We start from the raw sequence: 20,190 nt of genomic DNA on the forward strand, positions 1-20,190 counted from the left end.
CCCTTACCAGACCACCGGGTGCGCTTCGCCGGTCTGCACATTGATGAAGCCGAGCGGCGCCTGCTCGCACGGCGCCACCAGCACCCAGCTCCAGGGCGCACAGGTCAGCGTCGCAAACATGAGCCTCTCCGGGAATCCCGGATACCAGCGCGGCCGGAACGTCGGCTCGTACATCCAGTCGACCTTGCGACCTTCCGCATAAAGCGCCTGCATCTCGGCATCGAGCGCCTGCGCCGAACGACAGCTCATCAGCCCGCCGACCTCGAAACGCACGGTGGCAACGAGCTCGCCCTCGCGCACCAGCGCCCAGCCGCCCTGAAGCTCGATCAGCGCGTTGACCGCCTTTGCCATCGCCGCGTCGGAGGAGCCGACCACCCAGATGTTGTGCTTGTCGTGCGCCACCGAGCAGGCAACAGCCGTCTCCGGCGTGCGCGGACCACAGCCGCGCCAAAACATCTTTGCGACGCGGCCATCGCCGGAAAAGCGATCGACGATGGCGAATTTGGTGATGGCCTCGCTCTCGTCGCGCTGCACGGCACCGTCACGCACCGGCAGCTCGAGAGTGTAGAATTCGGGATGCCAATGGAAGGGACGGATCACCGCCGCCTTCATCGTGGTACGGCCAAGCTCGGCCGGCAGTTCGAAATCCTGAGGCGTGATCGAGCGCTTGATGTTGACCGTCTTGGTTGCCCAATCCGGCCACTGGATTTCAGGCACCTGACCAAGATAGCGCTTGCCCTCGGAGACCTGCGCGCCATCGGCCCACACTTCGGCGATCGTGAGCTTGGTGACATCCGAGAGCAGCACGACATCGCCGAAACGCCCTGGAGCCAGACTCCCGACGAACGGCGTGATGCGCATATGCCGCGCCGGGTTGATGGTGAGGCACTGGATTGCGATTTCAGGCGCAAGACCGGCCTCGATCGCGACCCGCGCATTGTGATCACTGGCGCCGAGCTCGAGCGTGTGGCTGGCACTGCGGTCATCCGTCGTGAACGCGATCTGCGACCAGTCCTGTAGCCCCTTCGCGATCAGCCATTTCACGATCTCATCCATCGCGTAGACACGTAGCTCGACGAACAGGCCGCGGGTGAGCTTGTCCCAGGTCTCCTCCGGCGTCTGCACTTCGTGGTCGGAGGCGAGCCCCGCCGCGGCAAAGGCGTTGATGGAGGGCAGATCCCGCAGGCCGGAGGCATGGCCTTCAACGACACCGCGCGCTGCGAACGTCGCCTCGATCATGCCCCAGAGCCGCTTGTAGGAGGGATTGTCGGGATTCCACACCGCCGGCCAATCCATGACCTCGTCGAGCCCGGTGACCATCAGGCTCTCGGCCATGAAACCCGCCTGCTCGTCGTGGCCATACCAGCCGCCACCCCATTCATAGGCCGTCGGCGGCACCGCCGATCCCGGCTGCGGAAAGATCTTGAGCGGCGAGCCGCGGCGGCGCGCCTCGAACCAGAACTCGAGATTGCGGGCTCCGTTGACGTTGGAGAACTCGTGGCTCGCCTCGCAGGTCCAGGTATTGCCATGCGGCAGCACCAGCGCCGCCTCCCATTCCGGCGTCAGATGCGAGCTTTCGATGTGCTTGTGCACCTCGCCGAAGCCGGGGACCGCCGCAAGATCCGGCCGGTGCACCCGCTCGCGGACCTCGCCGGGATAGCTACCGGCCGGCCCGACCCAGGCGATGCGCCGTCCCTTGAAGACGATTTCCTGATCCTCGCTCCAGGTGCGACTGTGCACGTCGAGCAACCTGCCGACCCGCAAGGAGCGATCGGCCGGACGCCGGCCGAGCGCCGTCAGCACCAGGTCCTGGCGGGTGCGGACTTCGTCGGGCGCGTTGATCAGAAGGTCGTCGGGGATCGCATTCATGGCCTGCCTCACTCTACGCCGGTGCTTTCGCGCGCCGTGGTTCGCTTGCGCGGCGATTTGCCAGCCTTGCCGTTGCGCGCCGCAGCGGCATCGCGCTGACGGACATCATTCAAAAGGGTCGTGAGCGCCCACTCGACCGTGTCGGCGATCTCGGCACTGGACATGCCAAAGTCCTCGCGCATCGCGTTCCAGGCCAGCACGTTGTTGAGATAGGACGCAAGCGCTTCGGCCTGGCGGACCTCCTTCGCGGGGAGATGCCGCGCCAACGGCGCCATCGCCTTGCGATGCTGGTCGATCAGGTGGCGCCGGAAGCCGGCGCGCACCCGGCGGCCCGCCCGCGTCATCGCAATGGCACGCGCCAGATGCGGATGACGGTCGAACCGCTTGCACAGCTTGCGGAAAATATCCGGCAGTTCGTCGGGCGAAGTGAAGGGAATGTAGCTGAAGACGTTGTCCTCGATCCACTCGCCGGCCGCCGCAAACAGCTCAGCGCGGGTCTTGAAGTGCCGATAGATGGTTCGCTCGGCCACCTTTGCGCGCTTGGCGACCGCGGCCATGGAAATGTCGTCGGCCGCCTCGTCCTCCAGCGTCTCGACAAAAGCCGTAACGATGCGCTGCCGCGTCATCTCGGCATATTCGTCGCGAAGGTTGGCGATATGTCGCTTTGCTGTACTCATGTCATAAGTCTGACATCAGACAAATTGGAGGGTCAAGCCGAGAGTTGAGGCAGGCCGCGCCGCAACAATGGGCGTCGGCATGATCTAGGGGCCGGCGGCCCATGCGAGCGCGACTATTGCCTGCCGCCTGAAAAATGGACTTTTGTGCGCCGCCAAAATCGGATTTGCTCTGCCGAGAACTGCGCGCAACGGCGTCGCGCGGACGGCAAGGGAGCCGACGGAGGGAGCAGATCATGAACGGGCTTGGCGGGCTGAACAAATCGCCTGAGGGCGTAGTCATCGGACTGGTTCAATTGCAGTTGCCGACCGTCGTGACCAAAGCCGATCTCGCCAGGCAGACCGAACGTATCGTCTGGATGGTCGGCAAGGCGCGCCGCAATCTCTCCACCATGGATCTGGTGGTGTTCCCCGAATACTCGCTGCACGGCCTCTCGATGGACACCAATCCCGAGATCATGTGCCGGCTCGACGGGCCCGAGGTCGCGGCATTCAAGAAGGCCTGCATCGACAACAGTATCTGGGGCTGCTTCTCCATCATGGAGTTCAACCCGCATGGTAACCCCTACAATTCCGGCCTGATCATCGACGACCACGGCGAGATCAAGCTCTATTACCGCAAGCTTCATCCCTGGATTCCGGTCGAGCCGTGGGAGCCGGGCGATATCGGCATTCCCGTGATCGAAGGCCCGAACGGCGCCAAGATTGCGCTGATCATCTGCCATGACGGCATGTTCCCGGAGATGGCGCGCGAATGCGCCTACAAGGGCGCGGAAATCATGATCCGCACCGCCGGCTACACTGCGCCGATCCGCGATTCCTGGCGCTTCACCAACCAGGCCAATTCGTTCCAGAACCTGATGGTCACCGCGAATGTCTGCATGTGCGGCTCGGATGGCTCGTTCGATTCGATGGGCGAAGGCATGATCGTCAATTTCGACGGCACCGTGCTGGCGCACGGCACTACCGGTCGCGCCGATGAGATCATCACCGCCGAGGTTCGGCCCGACCTCGTGCGCGAAGCCCGCATCAACTGGGGCGTCGAGAACAACATCTACCAGCTCTGGCACCGCGGCTATGTCGCGGTGAAGGGCGGTGCGATGGACTGCCCCTACACCTTCATGCAGGACATGGTTGCGGGCACCTACCGGCTGCCATGGGAAGACCAGGTCAAAATCACCGACGGCACCTCCTGCGGTTTCCCAGCACCGAGCCGCATGTTCGGCAGGACCGCGAAGGCGGCGGAGTGAAAGCCTCAGACCCCGGACACGGCGCAATAATCGGCGCCGTATCGGGAATACCAGGCCGGAAGACCAGACGTTTTCCTGGATAATCCGCGACAATCTGGCACGTTAGTTGCTCCTTCTTGGGGCCAAACGTCGTCAGAATCGGGGGATTTGTCATGTCGACCATTGCCGCGGCCCCGGCCGCAGAGCCCAAACCGCTTTACGCCTCGCTGTTCGTCCAGGTCCTGGCGGCGCTGATCCTGGGCATCATCCTCGGCGTAGCCACGCCGGACTTCGCCATCAGCCTCAAGATCCTCAGCGACGCCTTCCTGAAGCTGATCTCGATGATCGTGGCGCCCATCGTGTTCTGCGTCGTCGTGCACGGCATTGCCGGCGCCGGTGACCTCAAGAAGGTCGGTCGGGTCGGCGTCAAGGCGCTGCTCTATTTCGAGGTGATGACCACCGTGGCGCTCGTGGTCGGGCTCATCCTGGCCTACATCTTCGGCCCCGGCCATGGCATGAACATCGATCCCTCCACGCTCGATGCCAAGGCACTCAACACCTACGCCGACAACGCCCACAAGCTGCAAGGCGGCGGCATCGGCTCCTTCCTGCTTAACGTGATTCCCAGCACCTCGTTCGACGCATTGTCGCGCAACGACGTGCTCCAGGTGCTGTTCTTCGCGGTCCTGTTCGGCGTCGGCCTCGCACTGGTCGGCGGCGAGAAGGGCAAGCTCGTCACCTCGATCATCGACGCGGCCTCCACCGTGCTGTTCCGCGTCATGGGACTTATTGTTCGGGTTGCTCCACTTGGCGTGCTCGGCGCGGTCGCCTACACCGTCGGAAAATACGGCGTCGGCTCGCTGAAGCAGCTCGTTTCGCTGGTCATGCTGTTCTACGTCTCGGTCGGCATCTTCGTCCTCGGCGTGCTCGGCAGCGTGATGGCGCTCGCTGGAATCAACATCCTCAAGTTCCTCTCCTACCTGCGCGAAGAGCTGACCATCGTGCTCGCGACCGCGTCCTCCGATGCGGTGCTGCCCCAGATCATGAAGAAGCTGGAGCGAATGGGTGTGAAGGATTCCGTGGTCGGACTTGTCATCCCGACCGGCTATTCCTTCAACCTCGACGCCTTCTCGATCTATCTGACGCTCGCCGTCGTCTTCATCGCGCAGGCCACCAACACGCCGCTGTCCTTCGGCGATCTTCTGCTGGTGCTGGGTGTCTCCCTGATCACGTCAAAGGGCGCGCACGGCGTACCGGGCTCGGCGATCGTGATCCTCGCCGCGACGCTGAACGCGGTGCCGAGCATTCCGGCGATCGGCCTCGTGCTGGTGTTGTCGGTCGACTGGTTCATCGGCATGGCTCGCGCAGTCGGCAACCTCATCGGCAACTGCGTGGCGACAGTCGTCGTGGCCGCCTGGGAAGGCGACCTCGACCGCGCCAAGGCAACCAAGGTGCTCGGCGGCGGCGAGCTGGTGGACGTGACCGAGGGCTAGGCCACCGCGCTCTAGCGCAGGTGCCCACGCTCAAAATGCCTGCGCTCCGCGGCCGTTAGCGGAGGCCTGGCCGCACTTGCCGGCGTCACCGCAGCAACCACGGCGACGCTGGGTTGCTGCGACACTAGCACCAGTACGTCGACGCCGTCGGCTGTGACCTGCATCGCGTAATCATGGCCGCTGAGGAGGCGAGCCACCACGCGCCGCAGTGGTCCATCAAAGACACCCGTCGTCTGCGCGTCGAGCGCATCGATGGTGCGATAACGCAGATTGAAGTGCTCCTGCAGCGCCGCCAGCACGTCATGGAGCGAAGCGTCGTGGACTTCGAGATGCACGGCCTCCGGCCGACCTCCGACCTTCACTTCGGCCGACGCAGCTTGACCGAAGGCCAGGAGAACGGCAGACGCGGTCACGAGAAGCAGCGATGGTCGCAGCATAATCATGCCAGCTCCGCCTCCGGAATCTCGTGCGCCAGGCGTTCGCGCAGCGGTCTCAGCCGATCGGCATGGTGACGCCATTTGCCGACCGAGGACGCGTAGATCGGGCGGCGGACCTGAACGGCGCTGGCGGTTGCCGATGGCACCGGGCTGTCGTGAAAGCGCATCACCCCATCTTCCCAGGGCAGCCCGAGAAAGCGGATGATGTCCCGGCTTGCCGCAGCCTGATCCCGCACGATGTCCTCGTAGTTGATTTCCATGAGCACGTCCGGCGGCAATACCGCGCGCCAGTGCTGTGACAGACGGCGGTACGCCAGATAATAATCCGCAAGCTCGGTCTGGTGATATGAGAACGAGAACTTACCGCGGAAGTGCGCCTTGTAGATCGCCCAGCACGAATCGATCGGATGGCGCTGCACGAGGATGATCTTCGCCGACGGCAGCGCCGCGTGAATGAGGCCGCAATAGAGGTAGTTTTCGAGCGTCTTGTCGATGAACCGAACATTGTCCGGCACGCGAAGCGCTGCCGCCGAATCCAGATAGCGCTTGCCGATGCCTTCGAGGTCGCGGCCGCCCGGACGTTCTGCCATGGCGTGGCGCAACTCGGTTGCGAACGCGCCGGTCTCGCCGACCGAATGCATAGCCGAGTGGCTCGCAATGATTCGCTCCACCAGCGTCGTCCCGGTGCGCGGCAGGCCGGTGACGAAGACAGGCGCGGCGTCGGCGTAGCCGCTCGGCGCAGCTTCGATCCAGCGTCGCGTGTGCGCCTGGATGATGGCATCGATCTCGCCAATTTCGGTGGCCGGGTCGCGAGCAAGCGATCGGCGCTGCAAGTTGCAGCCAGCCTCGACATGGTCGAAGGCCCGCCCCCAGAACTCGACGTCCTCGTATTCCTTGCCGAGCGCAAAACGGAGCATGATTTCGCTCGAGGCGGACAAGCCTCCCTCACCGATCAGCGCTTCCATCTCGTCGATATGGTTGCAATCGGGGCTCTGGATACGCAGGTCCGACCGCAAATAGTGCGCAAGACCGTAATGGCGGTCGCAGGCAATGGCCGCATCACAATGCGCTTCGGCATCGCCGAGTGCGCCGATCATCCGCTCGGCAGCAGCCAGGTTGAAAAGATATTGCGGCACGTCCGGCCGCCCGAGGACTGCGCGACGAAAGAGCTCTCGCGCCCGCTGCTGTAGCCCGAGCAGACCGAACATCGCCCCGACCGCATCGAGCGCATCCGGCGCATCGTCGAGATACTGTGCCGCGACGTCCGTCGCCGCACAGGCCTGACGTGTCTCACCGGTCATGAACAGGCATTTCGCCCGCAACACCAGCGCAATCGGGTTTGTCGGCGCGAGCGCGACGGAGCGATCGGCGCTGACGGCCGCTGCATCCTGCCGGCCTCGCAGCAGCGCGGTTTCTGTCAGCAACGCCCAGGCACGCCACTCGGACGGATCCTGTCCGAGAATGCCAGCGCAGATCTGCTCGGCGGTACCCAGGTCGCCTCCGGCAAACGCTTCACGCGCCGCGTCGATCGAAGCGGCGCTCCCCGGGAGCGTAACATTCACGCGGATTGCTCCAACGCTACGGCGATTGATATGGGAATTGGCCCGACGGCTGGTGAGAGCCGCCGGGTCATGCGAGTGAGGACGATCCGTTTCCGATCAGTCTTCGTCGTGATCGTCGTCGTGACGGTCGGCGAAGTTGAAATTGCCGAAGAGATCGCCGATCGCCGGCCGATTGACGGGAACGTAGGGGTTCTCGTCGGAGGCCACCGGATTGGGCAGCGTGTCGCGTGTCTTGGGCCCAAGCGGCTTGAGATGCCAATTGCGCTCGATGAACTTGGTGATCGAGACGTGATCGCCGTATTCATGCGACATGTGTCCGCCGCGCGAATATTTCGACACGACCAGCAACGGAATCCGCGTGCCGTCGCCGAAGAAGTCGACCGGCTGGATATAGCCGGAATCGTAGTAGCCGCCGCCCTCGTCCATGGTGATGACAATGGCGGTCGACTTCCACAGCTCCTTGTTGGACTTCACCTTGTCGACGATGTTCTTGGTGAAGGCCTCGAAAATATCCACACGGGACGACGACGGATGGCCGTCGTTGAAAGTGCTCGGCTTGACGAAGGACACGGCCGGAAGATTGCCGTCGACGATGGCGTCGTAGAGATCGAGCGTATCCTTCATGTGCGCATTGCGCTGCGCCGCATGGGTCATGACCGAGGAAGAGAACAGGAACGGATTACAGATGTTGCAATAGAGATAGGCGACCGGGTCCAGCGCGCCGAAATTGGTGCCTTCTCCGGGCGCGGTCTTGAAGTCATTCCAGCGTTCGCCGAAATACGCCCAGGAAACATCGGCCTGGGTCAGCGCGTCGCCGATATGCCGTTGCTTGATGACAGGCGGCAAGGTGAACGGACCGTTGTTGATCGGATCGGTGGCGCCGCTGCCGATATAGGCCGGAACGTAGTTGTTCAGGAGATAATAGGCGTTCGGCGCACAACGCGGCGACACATGGATGGCGTTGAGGTAGGTGACGACCGGGCCGACGCCCGGCTGGCTCGGATCGGAGCAGTTCGAATAGCTGCCACCGCCGTAGCCGTCATTGAGATACCAGTTGTTCGTGCCAGGCGCCGGATTCGGGTTCTCGACCTCGTTGACATATTGCGGCGGATTGGAACCGGGGACCAGCACGTGGTCGGGCTTCGCGGGATCGCCCTTGTCGTCGGCATAATAGAGTGCATCGGCGTAGCCGATCATCATGTGATTGGCGAAAGTGCCGCCCATCACGCTCTGATGGAAATTGTCGTTCAGCGTGTACTTGCGCGCAAGCTCGGTCAGATAAGGGGCGTCGCCCTTGGCGACGTTGTAGAAGCCGAGCGCGATAGCACCTTCCTTGAGTGCGTGCGGGGTCGGATTGCCGTTGCTCCCAGAGGAGACGCTCGATTCGACAAAGGTGAAGAGATCGGCCTGGCAGCCGCTCGGATTGTGGTGTGTGGCCTTGGCGACGTCGCAGTCAAGCTCCTGCCACATCTGGTAGAATCGGTGCACCGGGCTGCCGCCATAGGTCTTGTAGAGGCTGGTCGGGGTTTCGCCGGCCTGCGCCAGGGTCACCAGCGGATAGGGACCGTTCGGCAGACTGTCGAAATCAAGGATGCGCGCGTCCGGCGAATTGCCGGGCAGTCCCGTGGCGCCCGTCGTCAGCAGCGGCAGATCCTGCTGGCGGAGGCCGTAATCCCCCTGCGCCGCGAGTTGCAGCGTGGCGAGACACCCGGGCCCATTGAGAGCGGCTTGATCAACGGAGGTGTAGCAGGATTGCGGCGCATAGGAGGTTCCCGGCGCCTGCACCTTGTTGGTCGTGTTGTTGTAGGGGGCCTTCTGGCCCGGGCTGATGGAGTAGGTGTTGTTGACCACGGCGGAGGACTGCGCCGACCTGGCGTAGTTCGGGCCGGGCAAGCCGTCCTTGGTGATGATGCCCTTGGAGAGGAGATTGTCGACGCGTTCGTCCGGGCGGCGCGGTTCATAGGTCGCGAAGACGTGGTCGAAGGTCCGGTTCTCTCCGAGGATGACGATCACATGTTTGATCGGCGATTCGGTTCGATCGCCGTTTCTGTTGCTGCCGCCGAGAGCGTTGGCGTCCATCGCGTGGACGTCATATCCCATCAGCGCCAGAATCGCAGCAGTGACCACGGTGCGATCGCGTAGACGTCTTGTCGTTTTCGAAAGCATTGCGCGCCCCTCCTTATCGTCGCTTGAATGCAGCGAATTGTTTCAGTGCGTGTCAGGCTAAGGGGCGCACTTGTCAGACGTGCTGCGCAGGCGTGTCAGTTCTGTTACGCAATTGTGACGGCGTGCAGAGACCGATTGTCGCAACCTGCGCCGAGCGACGGCGGCACTTGTGAGTTGCGGATCAATGGCTTGAGGGTTCGTCGCCGCCAGATTCAGGCACCTTCGTACGGCTTGGCGTCCAAGCATCGCCCGAAGACGGATCTGTGGGTTAGTCAGTCCAGCGGAGGAGTGGCGTACCGAACGCTCTTCTCCAGACAGACAGAAAGCGAGGAAACCAGGAATGAGCCACTGCGCCCTTGTAGGCCCAGGTGCGATATTTCAGGCCTGATTCCGAGATCAGCTCCTGATATCCGCCATGGACCTCGGTCGCAGTGCGAATGTCCTTCAATATGCCCTGCGCATAGGCGCGATAGGTCTCACTCCCCGCGAATTCATCGTAGTCCAGCATGCGGTCCGCGAACTCGACATTGAACGTCGGCCAGGAGGAACGTCCCTGATAGGCCGGCGCCGCGATCTTGTGGATCATCTTGTTCCGCGGATTATCAGCGGACACCAGGAAGTGGAATGTGCTGGGGATGCGGAAGCGCGGCTCGGCAATGATCAGATCCGTCGTGGCCGCAAACAACGCGCGCTCGCTGGCATCGCTCATATCCCAGAAGCCGCGATGCACGCTGACGAAATCCAGCGCGACCAGGGACGCCGGCGTGCCGGCCGGTCCATCCAGCGAATGCCTGATATAGCCGTCCTTGCCGAACAGACAAAGCAGGTCCTGCTTGTACTGCCCCAGGTCGCGCCCGAGCCGCCGCTTCAGCTCGTTCTCGTCGACCACACCGAGCTGCACGCCCCACACGAAGGTCGTGTAGACGCAGGCATTGGTGACAAAACGCCGGCGCTCGGCGCGGGTATCCGTTGCCGCAGAGCGCGGCCCGCTGGCATCGCACAGCAAATATCTGGCGCCGTCAGCCTCGAACGGCTCGAGCTCGCTTGCGAGCTTCAGGATCGCGCGCTTCAGATCGCCGCCGTATTCGGCCAGCAACAGACGACCGGCATGCGCGCATTGCGACATCGCCAGATAGGACGACGCCCGCTCCTCGGCGGAGAGCATCTGCTGGAGGCCGGCGAGAATGCCGAGCAGCGTATCCGAAGGACGCGAGAAATAGTTCACGCCGAGATACCGGCCGCGTCCTGCGGGAACGATGGTCGTCGTGACGACGTCGGCGCGAACCGCCTCAAGCAACAGGCGTACGCTCTTTTCGAGCAGGCGCGCCCGGCGCACCGCGTCCTGCGCATCCATGATAGTCTCGGGGTCGAGAACGTCGGGATAGAACCAGGCGAAGTCACGCGGGTAATAGGCGGAGGCGTGCGGCGCGCCCGTGACGAGGAACGCCTCGGTCACCGAAAAGGCGCTGTCCATCGAGTGGCGGTAAAGGTCCTCGATAGCCGACAAGGAATGATGCGACTGTCTCAGGAAACGGTCACCGAGGAAATTGACCGCCTGAAGCGCATTCGCGACAAAGGTCGCGGCCCTGCCCTGGTAAAACCGGTTCTCTCGATGGGATGGAAAGGAAATGTCGCTGTTCATCTGTGTCGGTCGGCTGATGTCTGGTGATCCCGGTGCCGGGCCGGCGTTATTTTAGCCCTGCCTGATTCGTATCTCTACCCGGTGACTTGCGGGGCTTAGCCCTCCCGCGGCCTGAAGTTCTCGATGACCCGCAGCAACACCCGCGCGCCGGCGTCGGCGTCCGCCAGCTCGACATGCTCGTCCGGATGATGGCTGATGCCGCCGCGGCAGCGGACGAAGATCATGCCGACGTCGGCAATGTCGATGATCGCCATGCCGTCGTGCCCAGCTCCGCTCGGCAGCTCGAAGACGGAAAAGCCTTCCGCGGCGATTGCGTGCGCGATCTGGTCCTTCAGCCAGGGCGCGCAAGGCGCGGTGCGGTTCTCATGGGTGACGTCGAGCTGAAGCGCCAGTTGCCGTCGCTTTGCGATCGCCTCGATCTGCCTGACGACGTCGGCGACCGCGCGCTTGCGATGCATATCGGTCGGCGCGCGCATGTCGATGGTGAAGGATACTTCGCCCGGAATGACATTGGTCGCGCCGGGCCTCGCCTGGATATAGCCGACGGTGCCAACCAGGCCGCCCTCGTCGGTCCGGCAAAACTGCTCGATCGCGCCAATGCATTCGGCAGCACCACTGAGCGCGTCACGGCGCAGCGCCATCGGCACGGTGCCGGCGTGACCAGCCATGCCGGTGAGCCGCGCCGCCAGCCGCGTCGCGCCCGCAATCGCGGTGACGACGCCGACGGGGAGACCCTGCGCTTCCAGCACCGGTCCCTGCTCGATGTGCAATTCAAGATAGGCCAGCAGCTCGCGCCGCGCGCGCGCCGCCGCGCCGATGTGGTCGGGATCGAGGCCAAATTTGACGAGCGCATCGCGCATCGACACGCCGTCGCGGTCGCGTGTGTTCAAGACGCTCTCGTCGAAAGTGCCGGCGAGGGCGCGGCTGCCAAGCAGGGTCGAGGCGAAGCGCACGCCCTCCTCGTCGGCAAAGCCGACCACCTCGATCGCAAACGGCAGGCGCTTGCCGCGGCGGTTGAGCTCGGCGACGCAGGCGATCGCCGTGATCACGCCGAGTGGTCCGTCCCATTTGCCGGCGTCACGCACCGTGTCGTAATGCGAGCCGAGCATCAGGCAGGGGGCCCCCGGCCGCTCGCCTTCGTAGCGGCCGCAGACATTGCCGATCGCATCGAGATGCGCGCTCATGCCGGCCTCGCGCAGCCAGCCAAGGATGAGGTCCGAGGCGGTGCGCAGTTCCTTGGTGAGATAAATACGGGTGAGCTTGCCGTCTTCTTCCGAGATCGCCGCGAGCTCGTTGATCCGACGCACGATCTCCTCGCCGAGCGATGCATGTTGAGCGGCAGTCACGGCAACCATCTCGGTCAAGCTTTCCATCCTGGAGACCGCGCGGGCGGTCGCAATCCCAATCGATACAAGTTCGGTGCCAGCGAATTCAGGCGGCCGGCGCCGCTCCAAATCAGCGCGTGGTTAGCATGAATGCGGGTGGTCGGCCGACCACCGCAGTCCCATTATGCACACGTGAAAGCGGGTTAAGACTGCTTAACTACCTTGCATACAATCGGACAATACTGCTCATAATTTAATCTGCCGATTTCCTAATCAAGATTCCAACGGTAGATATATTTTATATTTTTCAATAGCTTATTACGAAATGCCCGTTCTACAGCCTCTGGCACGAAGCTTGCGACATCCTATCCCGGCTCCGCCAGACCGGCGCAGCCGCGAGATTAGGGCGGTCCAGCCGCCAAGGGGAGCAAGCAATGGATTTTGGCAGGATTTCACGACGTCATTTGTTGCAGGGCGGTGCCGCCCTCACCCTCGGCGCGGCGGCCGGCGCCCGCCCGGCCTTCGCGGCCGACACGACCATCGGCTTCATCTATGTCGGCTCGCGCGATGACTACGGCTACAACCAGGCACACGCGCAGGGCGCGGCGGCGCTGAAGAAGATTCCCGGACTGAAGGTCGTCGAGGAAGAGAAGGTGCCGGAGACCGACGCGGTCGAGAAGACGATCGAGTCCATGATCAATCTCGACGGTGCCACCCTGCTCTTCCCGACCTCGTTCGGTTACTACAATCCGCACATGATCAAGATGGCCACCAAGTACCCGAAGCTGCGCTTCGAGCACTGCGGCGGCCTCTGGAGCGACAAGGATCCGAAGAATGCCGGCAGCTATTTCGGCTATATCGACGAGGCCCAGTACATCTCGGGCATCGTCGCCGGCCTGACCTCGAAGAGCGGCAAGCTCGGCTTCGTCGCAGCCAAGCCGATCCCTCAAGTGCTGCGCAACATCAACGCCTTCGCGCTTGGCGCCAGGTCCGTCAATCCGAAGGCCACCACGCAGGTGATCTTCACCGGAGACTGGTCGATGCCGGTCAAGGAGGCCGAAGCCACCAACAGCCTGATCGACCAGGGCGTGGACGTGCTCACCTGTCACGTCGATGGCCCCAAGACCATGGTCGAGAACGCCGCGCGGCGCGGGGCCTTCGTCTGCGGTTATCACACCAACCAGTCCGCACTGGCGCCCAAGGCGTACCTCACCGGCGCCGAGTGGAACTGGGAAGCGCTCTATCCGAAGTTCGTCAAGATGATCGCCGCCGGCGAAGGCATCCCGAATTTCTACCGCGGCGGCCTGAAGGAAGAGATCGTCAAGGTCTCGGCCTATGGCGAATCCGTCTCGGCCGAAGCGCGCAAGGCGGCAGACGAGGCCAAGGCCAAATTCCTGTCCTCGGACGGATTTGCCATCTTCAAGGGCGGCCTGGTCGACAACAAGGGCAAGACCGTCATCGCGGCCGGCACTGACCGCGGCCAGAAGGATCCCGAACTCGAGAAGATGGACTATCTCGTGGAGGGCGTGATCGGAGCGACTTCGTGACATCGGAAGCAGCGGATTCTGCCGAGGCGGTCGGGACAGTTGCCCCGGCCGCCGACCCCGGCTTTCTCCAACGCCACGGCGGCACGATCGAATATGTCCTGATCCCGGGCGCGGCGCTCGCCGGCGCGCTCGTGGTGTTCGGCATCTTCGTCATGCTGTTCGGCAAGAACCCGCTCGACCTCTATTTCTACATGTACTACGGCGCCTTCGGCACCTGGTTCTCCTGGCAGAATACGCTGACGCGTGCTGCGCCCCTCATCCTCACTGCGCTCTGTACGGCGCTGCCGGCGCAACTCGGCATGGTCATCATCGGCGGCGAAGGCGCATTGCTGATCGGCGCGCTGTCGGCGACGAGCGCCGCGCTGTTGCTTCAGGGCATGCCGCCGCTCGTCGTACAGATCGCCATGGTCGTCGCCGGCGTCATCGGCGGAGGCTTGTGGATCATGCTGGCAGGCGCATTGCGGCAGTATCGCGGCGTCAACGAGACGATATCGAGCCTGCTGCTCGTCTACATCGCGCTCGCGATCCTCAATCACCTCGTTGAAGGCATGATGCGGGATCCCGCGAGCCTCAACAAGCCGTCGACCCGCGAGATCGGCGCCGCCAACATGATCGGCTCCATCCCCGGCACCGACGTGCATTGGGGCCTCGTCTTCGGCCTGATCGCCGCGATCGCCGCCTACATCCTGATCTATCACACCGTGTTCGGCTTCGCCGCGCGCGTAGCCGGCGGCAACATCCGCGCCGCCAAGATCGTCGGCCTCGGCGTCAGCAAGCTGATCCTGTCCATCTGCTTCCTCGCCGGCGGCGCCGCGGGTCTTGCCGGCATGGTCGAGGTTGCCGCAGTGCAAGGCCGCACCAATGCCAATCTCGCTGCGGGCTATGGCTTCACCGGCATTCTGGTCGCCTTCCTGGCGCGGCAAAATCCGCTTGCGATCATTCCTGTCGCGATCCTGCTCGGCGGCATCAGCGCCAGCGGCGGCCTGCTACAGCGCCGCCTCGGCCTGCCTGACGCATCAGTGCTGGTGCTGCAGGGCATCATCTTCGTCTTCGTGCTCGCCAGCGATGCGCTCTACGGCCGCATCGGCTTCCTGAAAGGCAAGTCCTGATGGCAGACGGATCGATCGGACTCTGGACCGTCCCGCTCGCCGTGCTCGGCGGCGCCATTCGCGTCTCCACGCCCTTCCTGTTCGTGAGCCTGGGCGAATGCATCACCGAGCGGTCCGGCCGCATCAATCTCGGCCTCGAAGGCACGCTGGTGATGGGCGCGATGAGCGCCTACGGCATCTCCTATCTCTCGGGATCGCCGTGGCTGGGCGTGCTCGCCGCCGGCATCACCGGCGCGCTTCTCGGCGCGCTGCACGCCGGTATCTGCTCACTCCCGCGCGTCAATGACGTCGCGGTCGGCATCGCCCTGATGCTGTTCGGCACCGGCCTCGCTTTCTATCTCGGCAAGCCGCTGATCGAGCCCACCGCACCGCGTTTGCCCGCGATCGATTTCGGCTGGTGGAGCGACATCCCGCAGCTCCGCGCGGCGCTGCGCGTCAACGTGTTGTTCCTGATCGGCGTCGCGCTGGCGCCGATCCTTTACTGGGCCTTCCGCACCACGCGCTGGGGCTTGCTCATCCGCACCGCCGGCGAGAGCTCAGACGCTGCGCGCGCGATGGGCCACTCCGTGCTTCTGATCCGCCTGCGTGCGACCATGGTTGGCGGCTTCCTCGCCGGCATCGGCGGCTCGTTCCTGTCGCTGTTCTATCCCGGCAGCTGGAACGAGGGCCTCTCCTCCGGCCAGGGCATCACGGCGGTGGCGCTCGTGATCTTTGCGCGCTGGGATCCTCTGCTCTGCCTGTGGGCCTCGCTCGCCTTCGGCGGCGCGGCGGCGCTCGGACCGGCGCTGCAATCGGTCGGCGTCACCTCCGGCTATCACCTCTTCAACGCCGCGCCCTACATCCTGACGCTGGCGATCATGATTATCACCTGCTCGCCGAAACGCACGCTGACCGGAGCCCCGGCCGAATTGTCGATCACCCGTTAGAGAGCGAAATCATGCCCGAGCGCACTATCAAGTCCGAGCCCTACGCCTGGCCCTACAATGGCGATCTCCGCCCGCAAAACACCGCGCTCATCATCATCGACATGCAGACCGATTTCTGCGGCATCGGCGGCTATGTCGACAAGATGGGCTATGATCTGTCGCTGACACGGGCGCCGATCGAGCCAATCAAGAGACTGCTCGCAGCGATGCGGAGCCAAGGCTTTCACATCATCCACACCCGCGAAGGCCACCGCCCCGATCTTTCCGATCTTCCGGCAAACAAGCGCTGGCGCTCGCGCCAGATTGGCGCCGGCATCGGCGATCCCGGCCCGTGCGGCCGCATCCTGGTGCGCGGTGAGCCCGGTTGGGACATCATCGAGGAGCTTAGCCCCCTGCCGGGCGAGCCGATCATCGACAAGCCCGGCAAGGGCTCGTTCTGCGCCACCGATCTCGAATTGATCCTGCGCGTGCGCGGCATCGAGAACATCGTGCTGACCGGCATCACCACTGATGTCTGCGTCCACACGACCATGCGCGAGGCCAACGACCGCGGCTTCGAATGCGTGCTGCTGCACGATTGCTGTGGCGCGACCGACAAGAGCAACCACGACCATGCGCTGAAGATGATCAAGATGCAGGGCGGGGTGTTCGGCGCCGTCTCGACCTCGGATGCCTTCATCGGAGCGATTTCGTGATCATCGGCGAACCACCTCCGCCCTCCGGCGCCTTCGGCGTCGATGCCATCGCCATGACCATGCGCTTCGGCGATTTCCTGGCGCTGGACAATGTCGAGCTGAAGGTGCGGCCCGGCTCGTTCCATGCGTTGCTCGGCGAGAACGGCGCCGGCAAGTCGACCCTCGTCAAATGCATCATGGGCTATTACCACGCGACCGAAGGCGACATCCTCGTCGGCGGCCGCGAGCAGGCGATCGCCAATCCGAAGGACGCGCATGCGCTCGGTCTCGGCATGGTCTACCAGCATTTTACGCTGGTGCCGGCCATGACAGTTGCCGAAAACCTCGTGCTGGCACGCGATGACGTGCCGGCCGTGGTGAACTGGCCGAAGGAGATGAAGGAGCTCGAAACGTTCCTCGCTCGCATGCCCTTCAAGGTGCCGCTCGGTGCAAAGGTCTCCGACATCTCGGCCGGCGAACGGCAGAAATGCGAGATCCTGAAGCAGCTCTATCTCAAGCGCCACTTCCTGATCCTGGATGAGCCGACCTCGGTGCTGACGCCGGCCGAAGCCGACGAGGTGCTCGGCATGCTCCGCGACATGGTCGTCAAGGGCGAGCTGACGATCCTGATGATCACGCACAAGTTCCGCGAGGTCATGGCCTTCGCCGACGAGGTTACGATCCTGCGCCGCGGCAAGCTCGCCGGTGCCGGCAAGGTCGCCGAGCTGACGCCGGACGCGATGGCACGCACCATGATCGGCGCCGAGGAGTTGACCGTGCAGCCGCCGCGCACCGGCGAAGCCGGACAGGCGCGGTTGGAGCTGGAAAAGATCCGTGCGCTCGACGATGCCGGCGCCATCGCCGTGCATGACGTCTCTCTCACCGTGCGTGCCGGCGAGATCGTCGGCATCGCAGGCGTCTCCGGCAACGGCCAGCGCCAGCTAGTCGAAGTCCTGGCCGGCCAGCGCGAAGCGGAGGATGGCGAAATCCGCGTCGCCGGCGATCCCTATCACGCCAGCCGCGAAGAGATGCGGCGCCACAAAATGTCGCTCCTGCCCGAGGAGCCGCTGAAGAACGCCTGCGTCGGCGGCATGAGCGTCGCCGACAACATCGCTTTCCGCGAGTTCGACCGCGCCCCCTTCGCCAGCGGTGGCTGGTGGCTCAACCGCGGCGCCTTCCGCGACGACGCGAAGAAGAAGATTGGGCAGTACAAGATCAAGACCCGCACCCCGGATACGCCGATCTCGGCGCTCTCGGGCGGTAACGTCCAACGCGCCGTGCTCGCCCGCGAGCTCGGCAGCGAGGTCGAGGTGCTGATCGCGGCCAACCCCTGCTTCGGCCTCGACTTCGCGGCCGTGGCGCAGATCCACGCCGAGATCATGGCCGCGCGCAATCGCGGCGCCGCGGTGCTGCTGGTCAGCGAGGATCTCGACGAATTGCTCGAACTATCCGACCGGCTGGTGGTGATGTTCCACGGCGAATTCGTGTATGAAGCACGGACCAGCGAAGCCGATCTCACCGAGGTCGGCCGGCATATGGCGGGGCACTAAGCGCGGAGGTGCGATGGACGGCGTATCCGAACGCGACAAACACTTTTTGCGCCTGTCCTTCGCGGTCGCCCGCCGCTCCCTCACGCACGGCAACCACCCCTTCGGCTGCATCGTCGTCGATGCCGACGGCAAGGTGCTGATCGAGACCGAGAACGGCTACATGCCGGACCACGACGGCACCGCGCATGCCGAGCGCCTCGCCGCGACGGAAGCGTGCCGCACGCTCAGCCGCGAGGTGCTGGCGACCGCGACACTCTATTCCTCCGCCGAACCCTGCGCGATGTGCGCCGGTGCGATTTACTGGGCCGGCATCGGCCGCGTGGTTTATGGCCTCAGCGAGCACCGCCTGCGCGGCGTCACCGGCAATCATCCGGAGAACCCGACGCTCGACCTGCCCTGCCGCGAGGTGTTTGCGAGCGGCCTACGGCCGACGGAGGTGGTGGGGCCATTGCTCGAAGATGAAGCCGCAGCGCTGCACGACGGCGTGTGGACGAAGTAGGCGCCGCCACAAACTCGGAATCGGTGGGCAAAGGCGCGTCGGCGCCGTGCCCACCATTGCCGGTGTCGTGCACGATGGAATGGTGGGCACGCTCCGCTTTGCCCACCCTAAGGCACCTACGCTTCCGATTCACAAACGCCGATGGCGCCGCGCGGGACATGCGCGGCGCCATCGTTATAGCTTGGAGACCTCAGTCGATCAGAACTTCACGGTGATGCCAGAGTAAAGCGAGGACTCCGTGCAGGCTCCGCTCGGCCGGGTCACACCGCCTACAGTGGCGGAACACGCGATCGACGGGGCGTTGTGATCGAGACCGAACTTGTTCTGCCAGTAACGGTAAGCCACCCACACGTCGACGAAGTGAGAATACTTCGGACCCCAGATCGCCTTGGAAGCATCCATGGTCAAACGGATCGGCTCGGAGTTGAATTCCACCTTGGTGTTGTAAACGTTGTTAGCCGGATTGTACGGCAATCCCTCGGTGTCCGTCCCCTTGCGGCCATACCATGCCATGCGACCGCTGATCGAGAAATATTGCATGTTCTCTGGCAGGAAGCCCAAGTCCATGTAGTAGTTGGTTTCGATTGCCCACGTCGGCTTGTAGCTCGTGTTTCCGTTCGCGAGACAGGTCACGCCTGGATTGTTCGGATCCCATCCGGCGCCGCACTGGCTGAAGGAATTGTGGTTGTAGAACTCCCAGTAGACCAGCGGCGAGACGTTGAAATATCCCTTGTAGGGCAGGTCGAAGGCAAATTCCAAACCGGCGACCACATCGCGCTTAGCCGCACCGAAATATCGGTTCTCGGTATTGGCATCCATACCCGCTTCGAAAGAGATGTTGTGCAGCGGGCCCACACTAAAGGCCTTGGTGTCAAAGAGCTGATTCCAGCCAAGGGTCGACCGGAACAGTCCATAGATTTCGCTCGCGCCCGCGCACTTTGCCGATACCGTAGCAAAGCCATTCAAGGGGTCTTGGATCACTCCCGTTGATGTACACGGCCCCGCCGGATCGTTCTGGTCGGATTTGAACAGCGAAATAGTGAAGAAGTTTGTACCGTAGGCCCACGCATCGAAGTGGGTGAACGAGTAGACCTGCTTTGCAGTCTTGGCGTTCACCGTGCCGTCCGGCTTGAGCGACCACGCTCCAGGCTGGGCCGCCGTGAAGATGTAGGAGAACGACACGCGGTCGTCGATCACCAGGAAGAACGGAAGGTCAGGTGCCTTCTTGGCGGCCTTGACCGGCAGATCCGCAGCCTGAGCCGAGCCACCGGTGGCGAGCGAAGCAAGTGACAGCGCCGCGGCTGCAACTGCTTTGAAACGAAACGACATCCTGAATACCCCCAAGCTTGGACACGTAAAAATGAACGTCCCTTGGTGCGACACTTGCGCCGAAGTCCCGGGGTGAGAAGCCTCAACTTTTTTCAAGGCATGCCGCATGTTTCGGCAGCGCGATGCGCTTTGCTGCGGAATTTTGAGGGCTTTGGTGCC

Annotated in this window: 16 protein-coding genes; 8 read left to right on the forward strand and 8 right to left on the reverse strand. The window is 63.6% G+C overall.

Annotated features, from left to right (window positions below):
• Window positions 1–3: 3 nt before the first annotated feature.
• Together FXB40_RS34540 and FXB40_RS34545 are read right to left on the reverse strand one after the other, a co-directional pair.
• On the reverse strand, window positions 4–1,869 hold the full coding sequence (locus tag FXB40_RS34540; protein WP_187437344.1) for an adenine deaminase: 1,866 nt from the start codon (window positions 1,867–1,869) through the stop codon (window positions 4–6).
• An 8-nt stretch (window positions 1,870–1,877) separates the two neighbouring features.
• Window positions 1,878–2,546, reverse strand: a complete 669-nt coding sequence (locus tag FXB40_RS34545) for a TetR/AcrR family transcriptional regulator (protein WP_148776752.1) — start codon at window positions 2,544–2,546, stop codon at window positions 1,878–1,880.
• A 233-nt stretch (window positions 2,547–2,779) separates the two neighbouring features.
• Here FXB40_RS34545 and FXB40_RS34550 point away from each other — a divergent pair, with 233 nt between their 5' ends.
• Together FXB40_RS34550 and FXB40_RS34555 are read left to right on the forward strand one after the other, a co-directional pair.
• Window positions 2,780–3,793 carry a formamidase gene (locus FXB40_RS34550; protein WP_148776753.1) on the forward strand — a complete coding sequence of 338 codons (1,014 nt, stop codon included), beginning with the start codon at window positions 2,780–2,782 and terminating at the stop codon, window positions 3,791–3,793.
• Window positions 3,794–3,945: 152 nt separating this feature from the next.
• On the forward strand, window positions 3,946–5,265 hold the full coding sequence (locus FXB40_RS34555; protein WP_148776754.1) for a dicarboxylate/amino acid:cation symporter: 1,320 nt from the start codon (window positions 3,946–3,948) through the stop codon (window positions 5,263–5,265).
• A gap of 11 nt (window positions 5,266–5,276) precedes the next feature.
• Here the strand turns inward: FXB40_RS34555 and FXB40_RS34560 are convergent, their stop codons facing one another.
• The 5 genes from FXB40_RS34560 to FXB40_RS34580 form a co-directional block, all read right to left on the reverse strand.
• Window positions 5,277–5,708, reverse strand: a complete 432-nt coding sequence (locus FXB40_RS34560) for a hypothetical protein (RefSeq protein WP_148776755.1) — start codon at window positions 5,706–5,708, stop codon at window positions 5,277–5,279.
• A complete protein-coding gene (locus tag FXB40_RS34565; protein ID WP_148776756.1) occupies window positions 5,705–7,264 on the reverse strand; it encodes a tetratricopeptide repeat-containing sulfotransferase family protein in 1,560 nt (519 codons plus the stop codon). The genes FXB40_RS34560 and FXB40_RS34565 overlap by 4 nt, the downstream gene beginning before the upstream one ends.
• Window positions 7,265–7,360: 96 nt before the next feature.
• Entirely contained in the window at window positions 7,361–9,430 is a 2,070-nt protein-coding gene (locus FXB40_RS34570) for an alkaline phosphatase family protein (RefSeq protein WP_148776757.1), read from the reverse strand.
• Window positions 9,431–9,698: 268 nt separating this feature from the next.
• Window positions 9,699–11,072, reverse strand: a complete 1,374-nt coding sequence (locus FXB40_RS34575) for a hypothetical protein (protein ID WP_148776758.1) — start codon at window positions 11,070–11,072, stop codon at window positions 9,699–9,701.
• Between the two features lie 95 nt (window positions 11,073–11,167).
• Window positions 11,168–12,427 (reverse strand): allantoate amidohydrolase, encoded by a 1,260-nt coding sequence (locus FXB40_RS34580; RefSeq protein ID WP_187437348.1) that lies wholly within the window; start codon window positions 12,425–12,427, stop codon window positions 11,168–11,170.
• 404 nt (window positions 12,428–12,831) lie between these two features.
• Between FXB40_RS34580 and FXB40_RS34585 the strand changes: the two genes are divergently transcribed.
• Genes FXB40_RS34585 through FXB40_RS34610 form a run of 6 tightly spaced genes read left to right on the forward strand, consistent with a single transcriptional unit; the run spans window position 12,832 to window position 18,702 of the window.
• Window positions 12,832–13,944 (forward strand): BMP family ABC transporter substrate-binding protein, encoded by a 1,113-nt coding sequence (locus FXB40_RS34585; protein WP_148776760.1) that lies wholly within the window; start codon window positions 12,832–12,834, stop codon window positions 13,942–13,944.
• Complete coding sequence (locus FXB40_RS34590; RefSeq protein WP_148776761.1) at window positions 13,941–15,053, forward strand: ABC transporter permease; 1,113 nt, start codon at window positions 13,941–13,943, stop codon at window positions 15,051–15,053. Before FXB40_RS34585 ends, FXB40_RS34590 begins: the two co-directional genes overlap by 4 nt.
• Complete coding sequence (locus tag FXB40_RS34595) at window positions 15,053–15,979, forward strand: ABC transporter permease (RefSeq protein ID WP_148776762.1); 927 nt, start codon at window positions 15,053–15,055, stop codon at window positions 15,977–15,979. The genes FXB40_RS34590 and FXB40_RS34595 overlap by 1 nt, the downstream gene beginning before the upstream one ends.
• Window positions 15,980–15,990: 11 nt before the next feature.
• Entirely contained in the window at window positions 15,991–16,674 is a 684-nt protein-coding gene (gene biuH, locus FXB40_RS34600; protein ID WP_148776763.1) for a biuret amidohydrolase, read from the forward strand.
• Complete coding sequence (locus tag FXB40_RS34605; protein ID WP_148776764.1) at window positions 16,671–18,203, forward strand: ABC transporter ATP-binding protein; 1,533 nt, start codon at window positions 16,671–16,673, stop codon at window positions 18,201–18,203. Before biuH ends, FXB40_RS34605 begins: the two co-directional genes overlap by 4 nt.
• Before the next feature lie 13 nt (window positions 18,204–18,216).
• Window positions 18,217–18,702, forward strand: a complete 486-nt coding sequence (locus tag FXB40_RS34610; protein ID WP_148776765.1) for a nucleoside deaminase — start codon at window positions 18,217–18,219, stop codon at window positions 18,700–18,702.
• A 198-nt stretch (window positions 18,703–18,900) separates the two neighbouring features.
• On the opposite strand, the gene FXB40_RS34615 is transcribed toward FXB40_RS34610, so the two are convergent.
• Window positions 18,901–20,031 (reverse strand): hypothetical protein, encoded by a 1,131-nt coding sequence (locus FXB40_RS34615; protein WP_148776766.1) that lies wholly within the window; start codon window positions 20,029–20,031, stop codon window positions 18,901–18,903.
• Between the last annotated feature and the right edge of the window lie 159 nt (window positions 20,032–20,190).

The sequence above is a fragment of the Bradyrhizobium rifense genome (genome assembly GCF_008123425.1).
Taxonomy (GTDB): Bacteria; Pseudomonadota; Alphaproteobacteria; order Rhizobiales; family Xanthobacteraceae; genus Bradyrhizobium; species Bradyrhizobium rifense.

What these genes read in the sequence shown, in the direction of transcription:
- FXB40_RS34540 (WP_187437344.1), bottom strand. Translation starts at nt 1,869, where the DNA reads ATGAATGCGATCCCCGACGACCTTCTGATCAACGCGCCCGACGAAGTC.
- FXB40_RS34545 (WP_148776752.1), bottom strand. Translation starts at nt 2,546, where the DNA reads ATGAGTACAGCAAAGCGACATATCGCCAACCTTCGCGACGAATATGCC.
- FXB40_RS34550 (WP_148776753.1), top strand. Translation starts at nt 2,780, where the DNA reads ATGAACGGGCTTGGCGGGCTGAACAAATCGCCTGAGGGCGTAGTCATC.
- FXB40_RS34555 (WP_148776754.1), top strand. Translation starts at nt 3,946, where the DNA reads ATGTCGACCATTGCCGCGGCCCCGGCCGCAGAGCCCAAACCGCTTTAC.
- FXB40_RS34560 (WP_148776755.1), bottom strand. Translation starts at nt 5,708, where the DNA reads ATGATTATGCTGCGACCATCGCTGCTTCTCGTGACCGCGTCTGCCGTT.
- FXB40_RS34570 (WP_148776757.1), bottom strand. Translation starts at nt 9,430, where the DNA reads ATGCTTTCGAAAACGACAAGACGTCTACGCGATCGCACCGTGGTCACT.
- FXB40_RS34575 (WP_148776758.1), bottom strand. Translation starts at nt 11,072, where the DNA reads ATGAACAGCGACATTTCCTTTCCATCCCATCGAGAGAACCGGTTTTAC.
- FXB40_RS34580 (WP_187437348.1), bottom strand. Translation starts at nt 12,427, where the DNA reads ATGGTTGCCGTGACTGCCGCTCAACATGCATCGCTCGGCGAGGAGATC.
- FXB40_RS34585 (WP_148776760.1), top strand. Translation starts at nt 12,832, where the DNA reads ATGGATTTTGGCAGGATTTCACGACGTCATTTGTTGCAGGGCGGTGCC.
- FXB40_RS34595 (WP_148776762.1), top strand. Translation starts at nt 15,053, where the DNA reads ATGGCAGACGGATCGATCGGACTCTGGACCGTCCCGCTCGCCGTGCTC.
- biuH (WP_148776763.1), top strand. Translation starts at nt 15,991, where the DNA reads ATGCCCGAGCGCACTATCAAGTCCGAGCCCTACGCCTGGCCCTACAAT.
- FXB40_RS34610 (WP_148776765.1), top strand. Translation starts at nt 18,217, where the DNA reads ATGGACGGCGTATCCGAACGCGACAAACACTTTTTGCGCCTGTCCTTC.
- FXB40_RS34615 (WP_148776766.1), bottom strand. Translation starts at nt 20,031, where the DNA reads ATGTCGTTTCGTTTCAAAGCAGTTGCAGCCGCGGCGCTGTCACTTGCT.